This window comes from Enterobacter cloacae complex sp. SHL001, from assembly GCF_049236825.1.
Lineage (GTDB): Bacteria > Pseudomonadota > Gammaproteobacteria > Enterobacterales > Enterobacteriaceae > Enterobacter > Enterobacter hormaechei_C.
Map to the genome: position 1 here is coordinate 517,442 of NZ_JBMKIP010000003.1, position 15,754 is coordinate 533,195.

The window sequence follows — 15,754 nt, forward strand, 5'->3', positions numbered from 1 at the left end:
GTCATCAGAAGAAGACCACGTACACGGCAGCCGCGACGATAAAGCGGTAGATCGCGAACGGAATAAACGAAATACGCTTAATCAGTTGCAGGAAGGTTTTGATGGCGATCAACGCCACAATAAAGGCGGTGATAAAGCCCACGGCGAACATCGGAATGTCGCCCACGGTCAGGAAGCCGATGCTTTTGTAGAGATCCAGCGCGGTGGCACCCATCATCATCGGCACCGCCAGCAGGAACGAGAACTCAGACGCCGCGTAACGGCTCACGCCCATCAGCATCCCGCCGGAAATGGTTGCCCCTGAACGGGAGAAGCCCGGCCACAGCGCCAGACACTGGAAGCAGCCAATCATAAACGCCTGGCGATACGTCATATCGTCCAGACCTTCCGCACGCGGGGTTTTTGGCTTCAGCACTTCGGCGGCAATCAGCAGGAAGCCGCCGACAACCAGCGCGTACATCACGTTAATCGGGTTGAAGAGCGATTTAATGGTGTCGTGGAACACCAGCCCCAGCACCACCGCCGGGATCATCCCGAGCAGAATATGAATCAGCGTCAGGCGCCCTTTGCCCTCTCCTTCACGCTGCGGCAAACGCCCGAAGTGGATACCGATCAGACCAAACAGACGTCGCCAGAACATCACGACCACCGCCAGGATAGAGCCCAGCTGAATAACCACCTCAAACGTCTTTGCGGTATCGCCTTCAAAGCCCAGGAGATGGCCAACGATAATCATATGGCCCGTACTGGACACCGGCAAAAACTCCGTCAATCCTTCGACCACACCCAGTATTGCCGCCACCAGCAGCGAGTGCATATCGCTCATCTATAAACCCCTAAAAAGATATAAAAAAACGGTGTCCCACGCGGACAACCGTGAAAGATACAGCTTTAAGACCGATATAACCTAAAATGGTTTAGCTATTATGACGTTAAATCTTTCCTTTCAGATTTGTGCCACGCTCGATGATCACGCCTACATTGGCGGCGCGCGCCACCGCTCCCGGCTTGCTTAGCTTAATGCGCACCCATGGGGAGTTAAATCTGCTCAGCAGCAGGTCTGCTACCTCTTCCGCCACGCGTTCTACCAGCGCAAAACGTTGCCCTTCCACATGGGCGATGACCGTTTCACTGATGTCGGCGTAGCTCAGACAGTCATTCACATCATCGCTTTTTGCTGACTTGCGGTTGTCCCAGCCCATTTCGATATCGAACACCAGTTTCTGCTCGATGGTCTGTTCCCAGTCGTAAACACCAATTGTGGTGATTACCGAAAGTTGCTCTATAAATACAATATCCATCACGACCTGCCTGCTTTTTGGCTAAACCGGATACCACTTCCGGCGAATTATGCGTATTATCCACAGATGCTGAGAATACAGATACATTTTCAAAACGGAACAGCGTTATGAGTGCAATCGCGCCTGGAATGATTATCCTCGCCTACCTTTGCGGCTCAATCTCCAGCGCCATTCTGGTCTGCCGCATCGCCGGGTTGCCTGACCCGCGTGAAAGTGGTTCCGGGAATCCGGGGGCGACCAATGTACTACGAATTGGCGGCAAGGGAGCAGCCGTAGCGGTTTTGATTTTTGATGTTCTGAAAGGAATGCTTCCCGTCTGGGGCGCGTATGCGCTCGGCGTCACACCCTTCTGGCTGGGGCTGATTGCCATCGCCGCCTGCGTCGGCCACATCTGGCCCGTTTTCTTTGGTTTTAAAGGCGGTAAAGGCGTTGCCACCGCGTTTGGCGCGATTGCGCCGATCGGCTGGGATCTCACCGGCGTGATGGCGGGCACCTGGCTGCTGACCATTCTGCTGAGCGGTTATTCGTCGCTGGGCGCCATCGTCAGCGCACTGATCGCCCCGTTTTATGTCTGGTGGTTTAAACCGCAGTTTACCTTCCCGGTGTCGATGCTCTCGTGTCTGATCCTGTTGCGCCACCACGACAACATTCAGCGCCTGTGGCGGCGTAAGGAAACGAAGATCTGGACGAAGCTCAGGCGTAAAAAGAAAGACGCTCAGTAAACCGTTCGTTATGCCTTATAACCAAATGTGATTTTTGTCACCTTCTGCCTGTGGTAACTGTTAGAGACACAACACAACCACACAAAAAGAAAATGGCAGAAATCACAGATTCAACTCCCCTTCCAACGGCAGGAAATACCCCGGATGGCGACATCAAGTGGGTGCGTAGCGCATCGGACGTTTCACGTCTCGTTAATGACGGCTCTCAGGGCCGGGCCAATGCCCGCATCGTGGTCGGTATCGCGCTCGGGGGAATTTTCCTCGATGCCTACGATCTCGGCGCGCTGGCATTCGGCATCAAAGACATCACCCGCGAATTTAACCTGACGCCTGCCGGTACCGGCATGGTGGCCTCGGCGATTACCTTTGGCGCGATTGTCGGGGCGCTGCTCGGCGGCTATCTTACGGATAAAATCGGGCGCTACCGCGTCTTTATGGCCGACATGGTGTTCTTTGTCGTTGCCGCTATCGCCTGTGCGCTGGCCCCGAACGAATATGTGCTTGCGGGCGCGCGCTTTGTGATGGGTCTTGGCGTTGGGATCGACCTTCCCGTCGCGATGGCGTTTCTCAGCGAGTTCGCCAGGCTGAAAGGCCCGGGGAATAAAGCCTCCAGCGTCGCAATGTGGTGCCCCACCTGGTACGCGGCCATCAGCATCTCTTATCTTCTGGTGCTCTTCTTTTACGCCGTGCTGCCGGAAAGCCACAGCGACTGGCTCTGGCGTCTGATCCTTGGCTTTGGCGCGGTGCCCGCGCTGGTGATTATCGCCATCCGCAGCCGCTATATGAGCGAATCCCCGGTCTGGGCGGCGAATCAGGGCAATCTGAAGGAGGCGGCGTCCATCCTGCGGCAGTCTTACAATATTAATGCCCACGTACCGCAGGATGCGCTCGACCAGCCCGCGCCTGTCGTGAACAAGGCAAAATGGTCGAACTACCTGAACCTGTTCCGCGGTATCTATCTGCGGCGTACCACGCTCGCCACGCTGCTGTCAGTGGTCTCCTCGTTCGCCTATAACGCCGTAGCCTTTGGCCTGCCGGTGATCATCTCCAGCTTCTTTGTGCAGTCGATGCTGACCACCATTCTGATCTCGCTGGCGCTTAACCTGCTGTTCGCGTTTGTCGGCGGGCTGCTGGCGGTGCGCTATGTTCCGCGCTTCGGCGCATGGCGGATGTCTCTGGCGGGTTATGCGTGCCAGCTTGCGGCACTGCTCGGCCTGGCGCTGATTGGCCGCCCTGACGGGGCTACGGAAGGCGTGGTCGCCGTCGCGATGCTGGCGCTGTTCCTGTTTGGTCAGGGTTTTGGTCCAGGTGCGCATACCATGACGTTTGCCTCCCTGAGCTACCCGACCTCGCTGCGCGGCGTGGGCGTGGGGCTTAACCAGACGCTGATGCGCAGCAGTTCAACGCTGTCACTGTTTCTGTTCCCGCTGCTGGTCGCCTCGCTGGATACCGCCGTGTTCTGGGTGATTGCGCTGGCGCCGTTTATCGGTCTGGCGTCGCTGCTGGCGATCCGCTGGGAGCCGTCGGGGTATGATGTGGATGCAGAGGATTATCGCTAGCCTTTCTTGCCGGGTGGCGCTGCGCTTACCCGGCCTACATTACTGAAACCGGCTCACATGAGCCGTTTTTTTATCCATAAGCGACTCATATGACAGCCTTCATTTCCGCCAGGGCATACTGAAACGTACCCCGATAGTGTGGAAATGGAAGCACCATGTTAGCAACTCAGGTCACTGATAATTCATACAAAGGCTGGCAGGCCTCGCTTGCCCTCCAGTTTTGTCATACCCCTGAGAAAACCCTCCTCCATTCCGCGCGTCACAGCGGGCCGCTCACCGTTCAGCGTCCGTTTTATCCCGAAGGGGAAACCTGCCACCTTTACCTGCTGCACCCGCCAGGCGGAATTGTGGGCGGAGATACGCTGGATATTTCCGTGCGGCTCGACGCCAAAAGCCATGCCCTCATCACCATGCCCGGCGCCAGTAAGTTCTATCGCAGCAACGGCCCGCTGGCCTGCCTCAGTCAGCATTTTTACCTCGACGAAGAGGCCACGCTGGAGTGGCTGCCGCAGGACACCATTATTTTCCCCGGCGCTAACGCCGCGCTGCGTTCCGTCTTTCACCTGCACGCCACCAGCACGCTGCTGGCGTGGGAACTGTACTGTCTGGGCCGTCCGGTGATAAACGAAACCTTCAGCCACGGCACGCTGGAGAACCGCCTTGAGGTGTGGGTGGATGGCGAGCCGCGTCTGATTGAGCGACTGCATCTCAGCGGTGGCGATCTGACGCCCGTCGCGGACCATCCGTGGGTCGGCACGCTGCTGTTCTATCCGGCCCGGGAAGCACTTCTCGACGCGGTGCGTGCGCTTCTCGCCCCGCTGGAAAACGTTGGCGGGGCGACGCTCACCGACGATCTGCTGTCGGTGCGTTTTCTCTCCCACGACAACCTGATTTGTCAGCGGGTGATGCGCGATATATGGCAGTCGCTTCGCCCGCTTTTAACTTCCAAAACCGCCTGTTCGCCGCGCATCTGGCAAACATAAGAGAAACGCTATGGAACTGACTCCCAGAGAAAAAGACAAGCTGTTGCTGTTCACCGCCGCGCTGGTTGCCGAACGCCGCCTCGCGCGCGGGGTAAAGCTCAATTACCCGGAATCGGTCGCGCTGATCAGCGCCTTTATTATGGAAGGCGCGCGCGATGGCGAAACCGTCGCCTCGCTGATGGAAGCCGGCCGCCACGTCCTGACGCGCGATCAGGTGATGGAAGGCGTGCCGGAGATGATCCCGGATATCCAGGTGGAAGCCACCTTTCCGGACGGATCCAAGCTCGTCACCGTCCACAATCCAATCGTCTAAGGAGCGCGTGATGATCCCAGGCGAATACCGGATCCAGTCCGGAAACATTGCTCTCAACGTCGGGCGCGAAACCCGAAGTGTGATCGTGGAAAACCACGGCGACAGGCCGATCCAGGTCGGATCGCACTACCACTTTTACGAGGTCAACCCGGCGCTGAAGTTCGATCGCGAAGCCACCCGAGGTTACCGGCTGAACATCCCGGCCGGCACTGCCGTGCGCTTCGAGCCCGGCCAGAAGCGGGAAGTGACGCTGGTGCAGGTGACGGGCGCACAGCGCATTTTCGGCTTTCGCGGCGAGGTCATGGGCGAGGTGAAACATGGCTGAGATTTCACGCCAGGCGTATGCCGATATGTTCGGCCCCACTACCGGGGATAAAGTGCGGCTGGCCGACAGCGAGCTGTGGATCGAAGTGGAAGACGATCTCACGATCTACGGCGAAGAGGTTAAATTCGGCGGCGGAAAAGTGATCCGCGACGGCATGGGACAGGGGCAGATGACCGCCGACGACTGCGTGGATCTGGTGCTCACCAACGCGCTGATCGTCGATCACTGGGGGATCGTGAAAGCGGATATCGGCGTAAAAGATGGGCGGATCTTCGCCGTCGGCAAAGCCGGAAACCCGGACATTCAGCCCGGCGTGACGATCCCGATTGGCGCGGCAACGGAGGTGATCGCCGCCGAAGGGAAGATCGTCACCGCAGGCGGGATCGACACCCACATCCACTGGATCTGTCCGCAGCAGGCGGAAGAGGCGCTGGTGTCTGGCGTCACCACCATGATCGGCGGCGGCACCGGGCCTGCGGCAGGCACAAACGCCACCACCTGCACGCCGGGGCCGTGGTATATCGCCCGCATGTTGCAGGCAGCCGATACGCTACCGGTGAATATTGGCCTGCTGGGTAAAGGGAACGGCTCCAACCCGGACGCGCTGCGCGAGCAGATCGCGGCAGGTGCCATCGGGCTTAAGATCCACGAAGACTGGGGCGCGACGCCTGCGACCATCAACTGCTCGCTGGAGGTCGCTGAAGAGATGGATATTCAGGTGGCGCTGCACAGCGACACGCTGAACGAGTCCGGTTTTGTCGAAGACACGCTGGCCGCCATCGCCGGGCGCACCATCCACACCTTCCACACCGAAGGGGCGGGCGGCGGCCATGCGCCGGATATCATCACCGCCTGCGCGCACCCGAATATTCTGCCCTCCTCCACCAACCCGACGCTGCCCTACACGGTCAACACCATCGACGAGCACCTGGACATGCTGATGGTTTGCCATCACCTCGACCCGGATATCGCCGAGGACGTGGCGTTTGCCGAATCCCGCATTCGCCGGGAGACCATCGCCGCCGAAGACGTGCTGCACGATATCGGCGCGTTCTCGCTCACCTCGTCAGATTCACAGGCAATGGGCCGCGTGGGGGAAGTGATTATCCGCACCTGGCAGGTGGCGCACCGCATGAAGGTGCAGCGCGGCGCACTGCCGGAAGAGACCGGCGATAACGATAACTTCCGCGTGAAGCGCTATGTCGCCAAATACACCATCAACCCGGCGCTGACCCACGGCATCGCCCATGAGGTCGGTTCTATTGAGGCGGGCAAGCTGGCGGATCTGGTGGTCTGGTCCCCCGCCTTCTTTGGCGTCAAACCCGCCACCATCGTCAAAGGCGGGATGATCGCCTGCGCGCCGATGGGCGACATCAACGCCTCGATCCCCACGCCGCAGCCGGTACATTACCGCCCGATGTTTGGTGCCCTTGGTGCCGCACGCCACGCCACGCGGCTGACGTTTGTCTCTCAGGCTGCTGATGCCAGCGGCATTCCGCAACGGCTCGGACTGCAAAGCGCCACCGCGGTGGTGAGAGGCTGCCGGTCGGTGAAAAAGGCCGACATGATCCACAACGATTTACAGCCGAATATCACCGTTGACGCGCAAACCTATGAGGTACGCGTCGACGGCGAATTGATCACCAGCGAACCGGCAGAGGTTTTGCCGATGGCGCAACGCTATTTTCTGTTTTGAGGAGACATGATGATCTATTTAACCCAACGCCTGGACCATGCGCATCCGATTACCGCCAGCGTCACGCTACCGATTGATGTGCGGGTAAAAAGCCGCGCCCGCGTGGCGCTGAACGACGGCCGCGAAGCCGGGCTAATGCTGCCGCGCGGCCTGCTGCTGCGCGGGGGCGACCTGCTGACTACCGACGATGGCAGCGAGGTGATCGAAGTGATCGCCGCCCCGGAGTCGGTTTCCGTGGTGCGCTGCGCCGACCCGTTCCTGCTCGCCCGCGCCTGTTATCACCTGGGCAATCGTCACGTACCGCTGCAAATAATGCCTGGCGAACTGCGCTACCACCACGACCACGTCCTCGACGATATGCTGCGTCAGTTCGGGCTGGAGGTGACCTTCGCCAGCCTGCCATTTGAACCAGAAGCGGGCGCTTACACCAGCGATGCCCACAGCCATAGCCACTCTCACGCTCATTCACATTAAGGACTCATCATGCGCAAGTACTTACCGCTGTTACTGCTGGCTTTTTCCGTTCCCGCGCTCGCCCATCCCGGCCACGGGACCGACAGCTTCCAGGCCGGATTTCTCCATCCGCTGACCGGGCTGGATCACCTGCTGATGCTGACGGGGGCTGGCGTGCTCTCCGCCCTGAGCGGCCGCAAGCTGCTGTTGCCGTTAGCGACGCTCGGCATGATGCTTGCTGGTGCCGTTGCGGGCAGCCTGTTCGGCGGCTTTAGCGGCATGGAGATGCTGATTATCGCCTCGCTGGCGGTCTGCGGCGTGATGATGTTTAAGACTGAAAATCGCCTGCTGCTGGCGGTGCCGGCCCTGGCGATGTTCCACGGCTGGGCGCACGGCGTGGAGATGTCCGGCCACAGCTTCTGGCTCTTCACCAGCGGGTTTATGTTAGCCAGCGCCACGGTGCTGTGTGCCAGCTTCGCGGCAGGGCTGCTGCTGCGCCGTCACGACGGCCTGCGTAAAACCTTCGGCGGCGGGCTGATCGTCTCCGCCCTGCTGGCGCTGATGAGCTGATGGAGCACGCCCGCCAGCGGCTGCGCCTGATGCAGCTCTCCAGCAGTAGCCTGCCGGTCGGATCGTTTACCTGGTCGCAGGGGCTGGAGTGGGCCGTTGAGGCCGGGTGGGTCACGGACGCTGAGGCCTTCAGGCGCTGGCAGATCCAGCAGATGGAGCAGAGCTTTTTCTGCGTCGACCTGCCGCTGTTTATCCGCCTGTATTGTGCCTGCGAGAAGCAGGACGTCGCGACAGCAAAACGCTGGACGGCATACCTGCTCGCCTGTCGGGAAACGCGCGAGCTGCGCGATGAAGAACGCAACCGTGGGGCGGCCTTTACGCGCCTGATTAAAAGCTGGGAACCCGCCTGCCCGCCAGAATGGCTGCCGCTGTTGATGCGAAGCCAGCTCGGCGGCATGGCGTGGCTCGGCGTGCGCTGGGGCATTAGCGCGCACGAGCTGGCGCTGAGCCTGGGCTACAGCTGGATAGAGAGCGCGGTGATGGCGGGCGTCAAGCTGGTGCCGTTTGGGCAGCAGGCAGCACAACAGCTGATTATCGACCTGAGCGACCATTTTGCCGCCGGGTTTGAACAGGCATTTTTACGTGGCGACGACGCGCTGGGGGCCGCTACGCCGCTGTCGGCCATCGCCTCCGCGCGCCATGAAACCCAATATTCACGACTATTCCGTTCCTGAGGAGTCAACATGGCTGATTACAAACATCCCCTGCGCGTGGGCGTGGGCGGCCCGGTAGGGTCGGGCAAAACCGCCCTGCTGGAAGCGCTCTGCAAGGCGATGCGCGACACCTATCATCTTGCGGTGGTGACCAACGATATCTACACCAAAGAGGATCAGCGCATCCTGACCGAGGCGGGTGCGCTGGAGCCAGAGCGCATCGTGGGCGTGGAAACGGGCGGCTGCCCGCATACCGCCATCCGCGAAGACGCCTCAATGAACCTGGCGGCGATGGAAGCGTTGAGCGAGAAGTTCTGCAATCTGGATCTGATCTTCGTGGAAAGCGGCGGGGATAACCTGAGCGCGACCTTCAGCCCGGAGCTGGCGGACCTCACCATCTACGTCATCGACGTGGCCGAAGGGGAAAAAATCCCGCGCAAGGGCGGGCCGGGGATCACCAAATCCGATTTTCTGGTGATCAACAAAACCGACCTCGCGCCGTACGTGGGGGCGTCGCTGGAGGTAATGGAGCGCGACACTAATCGCATGCGCGGCGAGCGCCCGTGGACGTTTACCAACCTGAAAGCGGGTGACGGGCTGGCGACGATTATTGCGTTTCTGGAAGAGAAAGGGATGCTGCGGATCTGAAAAAAGGCCTGGCATAACGCCAGGCCGTGATTGTTATTTGCTGCTGTTATTGGAGGAACCTTGTTGGCGCCATGCGCCCCACTGGCCGCCGGTTCCCGGCGTTTCTTGCCCCGGGTTGACATACCACTGGTTGAGCCAAACTTTACCGTTGTAAGACACTTTGGTGCATCGGGTTGGATAGGCAATTTTGGCGTTATAGGCCGGTGCCACAGGATTTACCGGTGTGTCATCTTTTGCCGGGGTGTCATCCTTAGCCGGTACCGTCGGTTTACTGACGGTGATGGTCATGCTGTCCGTCGCGGTTCGCCCATCCGCGCCGGTCGTCGTCAGTGTAAAGGTCGCTTCACCCTCGCTGTTGGCAGGAATGACGGCATAGGCATGCGCGCTGTCCACGCTCTTCACCAGCGTGCCGTTCAGTGTCGCCTCCAGCGAGAAGGTTTCTGCCCCTTTCGTCACACGCCAGTTATACGATTTGGCATTCAGGCTCTTACTGCCGTCCAGCGCGTAGGTGATCACCCCCGTGGTCGGAGAAACCAGAGCGTAATCTGCGCCTGCCACAGCCGTTGGAGCCGGCGCGACAGGCGTGCTACCGTCTTTGAGCGCCATAATACGGGCCACCGCACGCTCCATGTCAGGTTGAGTACCCACTTTTGCCGAATCTCCGTTGGCCAGTGGCGTTCCGGTCTCCGCCAGAATCTGACGCATCTGCCGCGGTGTCACGGTAATACCGTTGGCTTTGGCGATGCCTGACAGGCTGGCTACCACACCCGCAATAATCGGGTTTGAGGAAGAAGTTCCGGCAAACGTCGCGGTATAAGAATCGTTAACGCCGCCATTTTTATAGAGATCGCCATAACCTGTGCTCACTACGTCCCAGCAGCCCCATGCAGAGCTGGTGACGCGCGAACCATAGGTGCTGAACGACGCTTTTTTACCGTCCTTTGCACAAAACGCACCCGCCAGGATAGCCCCGGAGTCCCGCACGTTCACGTCAAACTCACCCTGGAAGCCAGGGCTATCCAGGTTGACGTTCCCGTTACCTGCCGCCTCAATAACGTGAACGCCTTTATCCGTCAGCGCCTTAATCACATCGTAATAGGCGGGCTCGGACTCCATTGCCACCCAGCAATCCTTCTGACAACCCGCTGGATAACCGCCCGCTACGTGTACCCCGATCTGCACCACATCGCCAGCTTTTAGCAACGGAATTAAATTATAGAGGTTATTATGCGCTGAGGCCGCGTACCCCAGTCGGCTTTCCCAGCTTATCCCTCGAATACCGGTGCCAATATCTTTCGCTGTCATAATCCCGACGGAAGCAGTGTCATGATCTTGCTTTTCAACATAGGTTGTCTTTCCAGAGCTGAGACTCATTGGCGGTAAGTTGAGGTGGTGGGTATTCCAGGGATAAATCTCCGTTGAAATAATCGTCACCCCTTCACCCGCACTGCCTGCATAGTGATCAACGCTTTCGCGGTTTACGCCCCCCATATAATAACCGGCGCGCTTAACATCAGGAGCTTTGAGATAATCCTGCTTATTGCGAAAATCCGGAACGGCAGCAGACGTTAAATTATTATTTACCGAAGATTTAACCTGCGGCGTAAGGGCGTTTTCATCCAGCGACACCGGTTCGGCCTCCGGATAAACAAACTCAACGTTCTGATTCTGCTCCAGCTCAGTAATAATATGGTTAATGTAGGTTTTATCCTGACGTTTATCTTGCGGTAACGCGATACGCAGATAACGGTCAAAGCCATAGCGTTTATTGAGTTCCGTTAACTCGGATGACTGATTTGAACTCCGCAAATTAGTCGGCCGAAACATATTTGTGGTGATAAGGGAAGGATCATTCAGGGTAATTTTATTGTTTGTCGCTTTTAGCAAACCTGTAGTGGGTTTTAGCTTGAGTACAATTGCTGTGTAGGTCGCATTGTCATGTGCAAACTCATTTTGCACCTGATTTTCTGCCGTAGCGGAAAATGAAATTGCTGCACAAATAAAAAGGGACAAGGTACTTTTTTTCATGGTAATCACGGTTCCTTTGTGAATCGACATTTCTCCTTTTTCAGTATCTGTGATACATGCACCGTGATGAATAAGAACTTCCTAATCTGGGGGAACGATCTTTCTATAATTGAATAAGAAAAATCCATATCTCATTTCTTTATATTTCGCAACACGAGGATACACCTGGATACAAAAGCCGTAAAGATTAAGCATAATGAAATAATCAATATCCGCCGCCGTTAAAAATACTCTCATTGTTACTGCTATTTTACCGCAGCCTGGATTTTAATAACGATATATCTTGCGAGGGATTCCAACCCCGCCATTATCATGTAAGGGTTAATACGACGCATCATTATGGACATTAAAATCGTTATCGCTGAAGAATCCTCGTTGATTCGCCGCGGCTTATCCTCAATGATGCAAGCGCTCTCGTTACCCGCCTCAGGCATGAATAAGAGATGTGTTTTGACCGGTGAAGCAGCCTCTTCCGCAGAACTTCTGTCGCTTCTTGGCCAGCATAACCCCGATATCGTTATCCTCAGCTATTCACTGACAACCAGCTTTAATCGCTCTCCTCTCACGGGTATGGACGGTCTGAAGCTGTTGAGATGGCTCCATCAGACTTATCCTACGCTCAGCATTATCCTGCTCTCGCCCTATGCAAACGCCATGTTGATTCGTCAGGCGCTAAAGGAAGGCATCAGATCGTATTTGTCGCGGGATATCAACGAGAAAACCTTAAGCCAGGCGATTGCTACAGTTCTTAAAGGTGAGATCTATATCGAAAGCCAGCTGGTAAATATGCTTTTTCGTCATGAGATGACAGATATAGAGAAACTCTCGCCGCGGGAAATCGATGTGCTGCGTCTGATATGTAACGGATTAAATTTGAAGGAGATTGCACAACATATGCACCTGAGCATCAAAACAGTCAGTGCGCATAAGATCCGGGCGATGGAAAAGCTGGATGTGCAAAACGACTGCCAGCTTTACTCTCTGATCATCAAGAACCAGATGTTCGACATCAGAATATAAAACTCCCCCGCCGCGACGACGGGAGAGCCGTTCACGCCTCAGGCAGTTCCGCCAGCGGCCAGCGCGGACGCACGGACACGCTCAGGTCAGCCGTTGCGCCGGCGTTCAGACGCACCATCCCGGCGTAGGCGATCATCGCCCCGTTATCGGTACAGAACTCCGGACGCGCATAGAACACTTCCCCGCGACGCTTTTGCATCATCTCAGCAAGCTTCGCGCGCAGCGTGCGGTTAGCGCTGACGCCACCGGCCATCACCAGGCGCTTAAAGCCGGTCTGATCCAGCGCGCGCTTGCACTTGATCATCAGCGTATCCACCACCGCGTCTTCGAACGCACGGGCGATGTCGGCACGCGTCTGCTCACTGTCGTCATTATTGCGGATGGTGTTCGCCGCGAAGGTTTTCAGGCCAGAGAAACTGAAGTCCAGCCCCGGACGGTCGGTCATCGGCCGCGGGAAGACAAAGCGCCCTTCCGTTCCCTGCGACGCCATTTTCGACAGCATCGGGCCGCCCGGGTAATCCAGCCCCAGCAGCTTGGCGGTTTTGTCGAAGGCTTCACCGGCAGCATCGTCGATCGACTCGCCCAGCAGCGCGTACTTGCCAATGCCCGTTACGCTAATCAGCTGGGTATGCCCACCGGAAACCAGCAGCGCCACAAACGGGAACTCTGGCGGATTGTCTTCCAGCATCGGCGCCAGAAGATGCCCTTCCATATGGTGAACCGGAATGGCCGGAACATCCCACGCGAAGGCCAGCGAACGCCCTACCGTTGCGCCGACCAGCAGCGCGCCGACCAGGCCCGGCCCTGCGGTATAGGCCACGGCATCAATATCTTTTGCACTCAACCCGGCCTCTTTAAGCGCCGCCTGAATCAGGGGAACCGTTTTACGCACGTGGTCACGAGAGGCCAGTTCAGGCACGACGCCGCCGTAGTCAGCGTGCAATTTCACCTGACTATACAGCTGGTTGGCCAGAAGCCCTTTTTCGTCGTCGTAAATCGCGATGCCGGTTTCATCGCAGGATGTTTCAATACCCAGTACACGCATGACTTGTTTTACCTCGTTTCAATACCGCGCAGTGTAGAGCCTGGGCGGATTGTTGTAAAACTTTGTTCGCCCCAGGAAGAAGCCTCGTGTATACTCCTCACCCTTATTAAAGTCCCTTTCAAAATCGCATCGGTGCTTTACAAAGCAGCAGCATTTGCAGTAAAATTCCGCACCATTTTGAAATAAGCTGGCGTTGATGCCAGCGGCAAACCGAATTTATTAAAGGTGAGAGTTACATGCCGGTAATTAAAGTACGTGAAAACGAGCCGTTCGACGTAGCACTGCGTCGCTTCAAACGTTCATGCGAGAAAGCAGGTGTTCTGGCTGAAGTTCGTCGTCGTGAGTTTTATGAAAAACCAACGACCGAACGTAAGCGCGCTAAAGCTTCCGCTGTGAAACGTCACGCGAAGAAACTGGCTCGCGAAAACGCACGCCGTACTCGTCTGTACTAATCTGTTGAGGGCCACAGCCCTCAATTGACAGACAGAGTTGTAGTCGTAAGGCCGTGCTTCCGGAAGGAATGCGCGGCTTGTTTTCGTTTATAAGTCGCTTAAATTTTTGGGGCATATGGCCGGAAGAATCCCACGCGTTTTCATCAATGACCTGCTTGCCAGAACCGACATCGTCGATCTCATCGACGCGCGGGTGAAGCTAAAAAAGCAGGGCAAGAACTACCATGCGTGCTGTCCGTTCCATAACGAAAAAACCCCCTCTTTCACCGTAAACGGTGAAAAACAGTTCTACCATTGCTTCGGCTGTGGCGCACACGGTAATGCCGTCGATTTTTTGATGAACTACGACAAGCTCGAGTTCGTTGAAACCGTCGAAGAGCTGGCGGCGATGCATAACCTTGAAGTGCCGTATGAAGCAGGCAGTGGGCCAAGTCAGATCGAGCGCCATCAGCGGCAAACGCTGTACCAACTGATGGATGGCCTGAATTCGTTTTACCAACAGTCTCTTAAGCACTCTGCGGCTGAGCCTGCGCGTCAGTATCTGAACAAGCGCGGACTGAGTGACGATGTGATTGCGCGTTTCGCTATTGGTTACGCCCCGCCCGGCTGGGACAACGTGTTAAAGCGTTTTGGCGGCAATAGCGAAGATCGTAAATCCCTCATCGACGCAGGCATGCTGGTCACCAACGACCAGGGACGAAGCTACGACCGCTTCCGTGAACGGGTGATGTTCCCGATCCGCGACAAGCGTGGCCGGGTGATAGGTTTTGGTGGTCGCGTGCTGGGTGATGCCCTGCCGAAATACCTTAACTCCCCGGAAACCGATATTTTCCATAAGGGCCGCCAGCTTTACGGTCTTTATGAGGCACAGCAGGATAATGCGGAACCTCCGCGTCTTCTGGTCGTCGAAGGCTATATGGATGTTGTTGCGCTGGCGCAGTACGACATTAACTATGCCGTTGCGTCGCTGGGAACGTCCACCACGGCGGACCATATCCAGCTGCTGTTCCGCGTCACCAACAACGTGATTTGCTGTTACGACGGTGACCGCGCAGGACGCGACGCCGCCTGGCGAGCGCTGGAAACCGCGTTGCCGTATATGACCGACGGGCGTCAGCTACGCTTTATGTTCCTGCCCGACGGTGAAGACCCGGATACGCTGGTGCGTAAAGAGGGCAAAGCGGCGTTTGAAGCGCGGATGGAGCAGGCTCAGCCGCTCTCCACGTTTCTGTTTAACAGCCTGATGCCGCAGGTTGATTTGAGTACCCCTGACGGGCGCGCGCAGCTCAGCACGCTGGCGCTGCCGTTAATCAGCCAGGTGCCCGGCGAAACGCTGCGCATCTATCTGCGTCAGGAGTTAGGCAACAAGCTCGGCATTCTGGATGACAGCCAGCTTGAACGTTTAATGCCGAAACAGGCTGAAAACGGCACGGTACGCCCCGCGCCTCAGCTAAAACGCACAACCATGCGTATACTGATAGGGTTGCTGGTGCAAAACCCCGAACTTGCTCCGCAAGTGCCGTCGCTGGCGGGTTTGAACCACGAAAAATTGCCCGGGCTTGGCTTATTTTCAGAATTGGTCAACACTTGTTTGTCTCAGCCAGGTCTGACCACCGGACAACTTTTAGAGCATTATCGCGGCACAAAAGAGGCCGCTACCCTTGAAAAACTGTCGATGTGGGACGATATAGCAGATAAGGATATCGCAGAAAAAACGTTCACCGACTCGCTCAACCATATGTTTGATTCGATGCTTGAGTTGCGCCAGGAAGAGTTGATAGCTCGCGAGCGCACCCATGGCCTGAGCAGCGAAGAACGCCGGGAGCTCTGGATGATTAACCAGGAACTGGCGAAGAAATAAAAAATTTAACGGCTTAAGTGCCGAATATCGATCGGGAAGCCCCCGGCAGCCGCACTGAGAGGCAGCGGCAAAAATATAAGTACGCCCTCGCTTTAAAGGTTGGCAGCCCATCGCCGACACCAATC

17 protein-coding genes are annotated in these 15,754 nt (G+C 57.0%); 13 read left to right on the forward strand and 4 right to left on the reverse strand.

The window, feature by feature from the left end; genetic code table 11:
- Positions 1 to 4: 4 nt before the first annotated feature.
- Both bacA and folB read right to left on the reverse strand, forming a co-directional pair.
- Entirely contained in the window at positions 5 to 826 is an 822-nt protein-coding gene (gene bacA, locus ACOTYH_RS11845) for an undecaprenyl-diphosphate phosphatase (RefSeq protein ID WP_003862545.1), read from the reverse strand.
- 106 nt (positions 827 to 932) lie between these two features.
- The gene (gene folB / locus ACOTYH_RS11850; RefSeq protein WP_017384032.1) at positions 933 to 1,301 is read right to left on the reverse strand and encodes a bifunctional dihydroneopterin aldolase/7,8-dihydroneopterin epimerase; all 369 of its coding nucleotides are present in this window, start codon (positions 1,299 to 1,301) and stop codon (positions 933 to 935) included.
- Between the two features lie 107 nt (positions 1,302 to 1,408).
- On the opposite strand from folB, the gene plsY reads away from it, so the two are divergent.
- The 10 genes from plsY (at position 1,409) to ureG (ending at position 9,223) form a co-directional block, all read left to right on the forward strand.
- The gene (gene plsY / locus ACOTYH_RS11855; protein ID WP_017384031.1) at positions 1,409 to 2,023 is read left to right on the forward strand and encodes a glycerol-3-phosphate 1-O-acyltransferase PlsY; all 615 of its coding nucleotides are present in this window, start codon (positions 1,409 to 1,411) and stop codon (positions 2,021 to 2,023) included.
- A gap of 92 nt (positions 2,024 to 2,115) precedes the next feature.
- On the forward strand, positions 2,116 to 3,582 hold the full coding sequence (locus tag ACOTYH_RS11860) for an MFS transporter (RefSeq protein ID WP_040118127.1): 1,467 nt from the start codon (positions 2,116 to 2,118) through the stop codon (positions 3,580 to 3,582).
- A 155-nt stretch (positions 3,583 to 3,737) separates the two neighbouring features.
- On the forward strand, positions 3,738 to 4,565 hold the full coding sequence (locus ACOTYH_RS11865) for an urease accessory protein UreD (RefSeq protein ID WP_015571905.1): 828 nt from the start codon (positions 3,738 to 3,740) through the stop codon (positions 4,563 to 4,565).
- Between the two features lie 10 nt (positions 4,566 to 4,575).
- Positions 4,576 to 4,878, forward strand: a complete 303-nt coding sequence (locus ACOTYH_RS11870; protein ID WP_003862556.1) for an urease subunit gamma — start codon at positions 4,576 to 4,578, stop codon at positions 4,876 to 4,878.
- Positions 4,879 to 4,888: 10 nt separating this feature from the next.
- Positions 4,889 to 5,203: an urease subunit beta gene (locus ACOTYH_RS11875; protein WP_015571906.1), complete on the forward strand. Its 315-nt coding sequence runs from the start codon at positions 4,889 to 4,891 to the stop codon at positions 5,201 to 5,203.
- Positions 5,196 to 6,899 carry an urease subunit alpha gene (gene ureC, locus ACOTYH_RS11880; RefSeq protein ID WP_045338184.1) on the forward strand — a complete coding sequence of 568 codons (1,704 nt, stop codon included), beginning with the start codon at positions 5,196 to 5,198 and terminating at the stop codon, positions 6,897 to 6,899. The genes ACOTYH_RS11875 and ureC overlap by 8 nt, the downstream gene beginning before the upstream one ends.
- A gap of 9 nt (positions 6,900 to 6,908) precedes the next feature.
- A complete protein-coding gene (ureE, locus tag ACOTYH_RS11885) occupies positions 6,909 to 7,373 on the forward strand; it encodes an urease accessory protein UreE (RefSeq protein WP_017384028.1) in 465 nt (154 codons plus the stop codon).
- A 9-nt stretch (positions 7,374 to 7,382) separates the two neighbouring features.
- On the forward strand, positions 7,383 to 7,922 hold the full coding sequence (locus ACOTYH_RS11890; RefSeq protein WP_033487690.1) for a HupE/UreJ family protein: 540 nt from the start codon (positions 7,383 to 7,385) through the stop codon (positions 7,920 to 7,922).
- Positions 7,922 to 8,596, forward strand: coding sequence for an urease accessory protein UreF (locus tag ACOTYH_RS11895; protein ID WP_421637758.1), 675 nt, complete (start codon positions 7,922 to 7,924; stop codon positions 8,594 to 8,596). Before ACOTYH_RS11890 ends, ACOTYH_RS11895 begins: the two co-directional genes overlap by 1 nt.
- A gap of 9 nt (positions 8,597 to 8,605) precedes the next feature.
- Positions 8,606 to 9,223, forward strand: coding sequence for an urease accessory protein UreG (gene ureG / locus ACOTYH_RS11900; RefSeq protein WP_421637759.1), 618 nt, complete (start codon positions 8,606 to 8,608; stop codon positions 9,221 to 9,223).
- A gap of 33 nt (positions 9,224 to 9,256) precedes the next feature.
- Here ureG and ACOTYH_RS11905 read toward each other — a convergent pair whose 3' ends face one another.
- Positions 9,257 to 11,032 (reverse strand): serine protease, encoded by a 1,776-nt coding sequence (locus tag ACOTYH_RS11905; protein WP_421637760.1) that lies wholly within the window; start codon positions 11,030 to 11,032, stop codon positions 9,257 to 9,259.
- 558 nt (positions 11,033 to 11,590) lie between these two features.
- Here ACOTYH_RS11905 and ACOTYH_RS11910 point away from each other — a divergent pair.
- Positions 11,591 to 12,271, forward strand: coding sequence for a LuxR C-terminal-related transcriptional regulator (locus ACOTYH_RS11910; RefSeq protein ID WP_421637761.1), 681 nt, complete (start codon positions 11,591 to 11,593; stop codon positions 12,269 to 12,271).
- Between the two features lie 31 nt (positions 12,272 to 12,302).
- On the opposite strand, the gene tsaD is transcribed toward ACOTYH_RS11910, so the two are convergent.
- Complete coding sequence (gene tsaD, locus ACOTYH_RS11915) at positions 12,303 to 13,316, reverse strand: tRNA (adenosine(37)-N6)-threonylcarbamoyltransferase complex transferase subunit TsaD (protein WP_015571911.1); 1,014 nt, start codon at positions 13,314 to 13,316, stop codon at positions 12,303 to 12,305.
- A 236-nt stretch (positions 13,317 to 13,552) separates the two neighbouring features.
- Between tsaD and rpsU the strand changes: the two genes are divergently transcribed.
- Together rpsU and dnaG are read left to right on the forward strand one after the other, a co-directional pair.
- The gene (gene rpsU, locus ACOTYH_RS11920; protein ID WP_001144069.1) at positions 13,553 to 13,768 is read left to right on the forward strand and encodes a 30S ribosomal protein S21; all 216 of its coding nucleotides are present in this window, start codon (positions 13,553 to 13,555) and stop codon (positions 13,766 to 13,768) included.
- Positions 13,769 to 13,883: 115 nt separating this feature from the next.
- The gene (gene dnaG, locus ACOTYH_RS11925) at positions 13,884 to 15,629 is read left to right on the forward strand and encodes a DNA primase (RefSeq protein WP_003862574.1); all 1,746 of its coding nucleotides are present in this window, start codon (positions 13,884 to 13,886) and stop codon (positions 15,627 to 15,629) included.
- Positions 15,630 to 15,754 lie beyond the last annotated feature (125 nt).

Bases quoted from the DNA above. Each gene is read 5' to 3' on its own strand.
- bacA (WP_003862545.1), bottom strand. From the start codon at position 826: ATGAGCGATATGCACTCGCTGCTGGTGGCGGCAATACTGGGTGTGGTC.
- folB (WP_017384032.1), bottom strand. From the start codon at position 1,301: ATGGATATTGTATTTATAGAGCAACTTTCGGTAATCACCACAATTGGT.
- plsY (WP_017384031.1), top strand. From the start codon at position 1,409: ATGAGTGCAATCGCGCCTGGAATGATTATCCTCGCCTACCTTTGCGGC.
- ACOTYH_RS11860 (WP_040118127.1), top strand. From the start codon at position 2,116: ATGGCAGAAATCACAGATTCAACTCCCCTTCCAACGGCAGGAAATACC.
- ACOTYH_RS11865 (WP_015571905.1), top strand. From the start codon at position 3,738: ATGTTAGCAACTCAGGTCACTGATAATTCATACAAAGGCTGGCAGGCC.
- ACOTYH_RS11870 (WP_003862556.1), top strand. From the start codon at position 4,576: ATGGAACTGACTCCCAGAGAAAAAGACAAGCTGTTGCTGTTCACCGCC.
- ACOTYH_RS11875 (WP_015571906.1), top strand. From the start codon at position 4,889: ATGATCCCAGGCGAATACCGGATCCAGTCCGGAAACATTGCTCTCAAC.
- ureC (WP_045338184.1), top strand. From the start codon at position 5,196: ATGGCTGAGATTTCACGCCAGGCGTATGCCGATATGTTCGGCCCCACT.
- ureE (WP_017384028.1), top strand. From the start codon at position 6,909: ATGATCTATTTAACCCAACGCCTGGACCATGCGCATCCGATTACCGCC.
- ACOTYH_RS11890 (WP_033487690.1), top strand. From the start codon at position 7,383: ATGCGCAAGTACTTACCGCTGTTACTGCTGGCTTTTTCCGTTCCCGCG.
- ACOTYH_RS11895 (WP_421637758.1), top strand. From the start codon at position 7,922: ATGGAGCACGCCCGCCAGCGGCTGCGCCTGATGCAGCTCTCCAGCAGT.
- ureG (WP_421637759.1), top strand. From the start codon at position 8,606: ATGGCTGATTACAAACATCCCCTGCGCGTGGGCGTGGGCGGCCCGGTA.
- ACOTYH_RS11910 (WP_421637761.1), top strand. From the start codon at position 11,591: ATGGACATTAAAATCGTTATCGCTGAAGAATCCTCGTTGATTCGCCGC.
- tsaD (WP_015571911.1), bottom strand. From the start codon at position 13,316: ATGCGTGTACTGGGTATTGAAACATCCTGCGATGAAACCGGCATCGCG.
- rpsU (WP_001144069.1), top strand. From the start codon at position 13,553: ATGCCGGTAATTAAAGTACGTGAAAACGAGCCGTTCGACGTAGCACTG.
- dnaG (WP_003862574.1), top strand. From the start codon at position 13,884: ATGGCCGGAAGAATCCCACGCGTTTTCATCAATGACCTGCTTGCCAGA.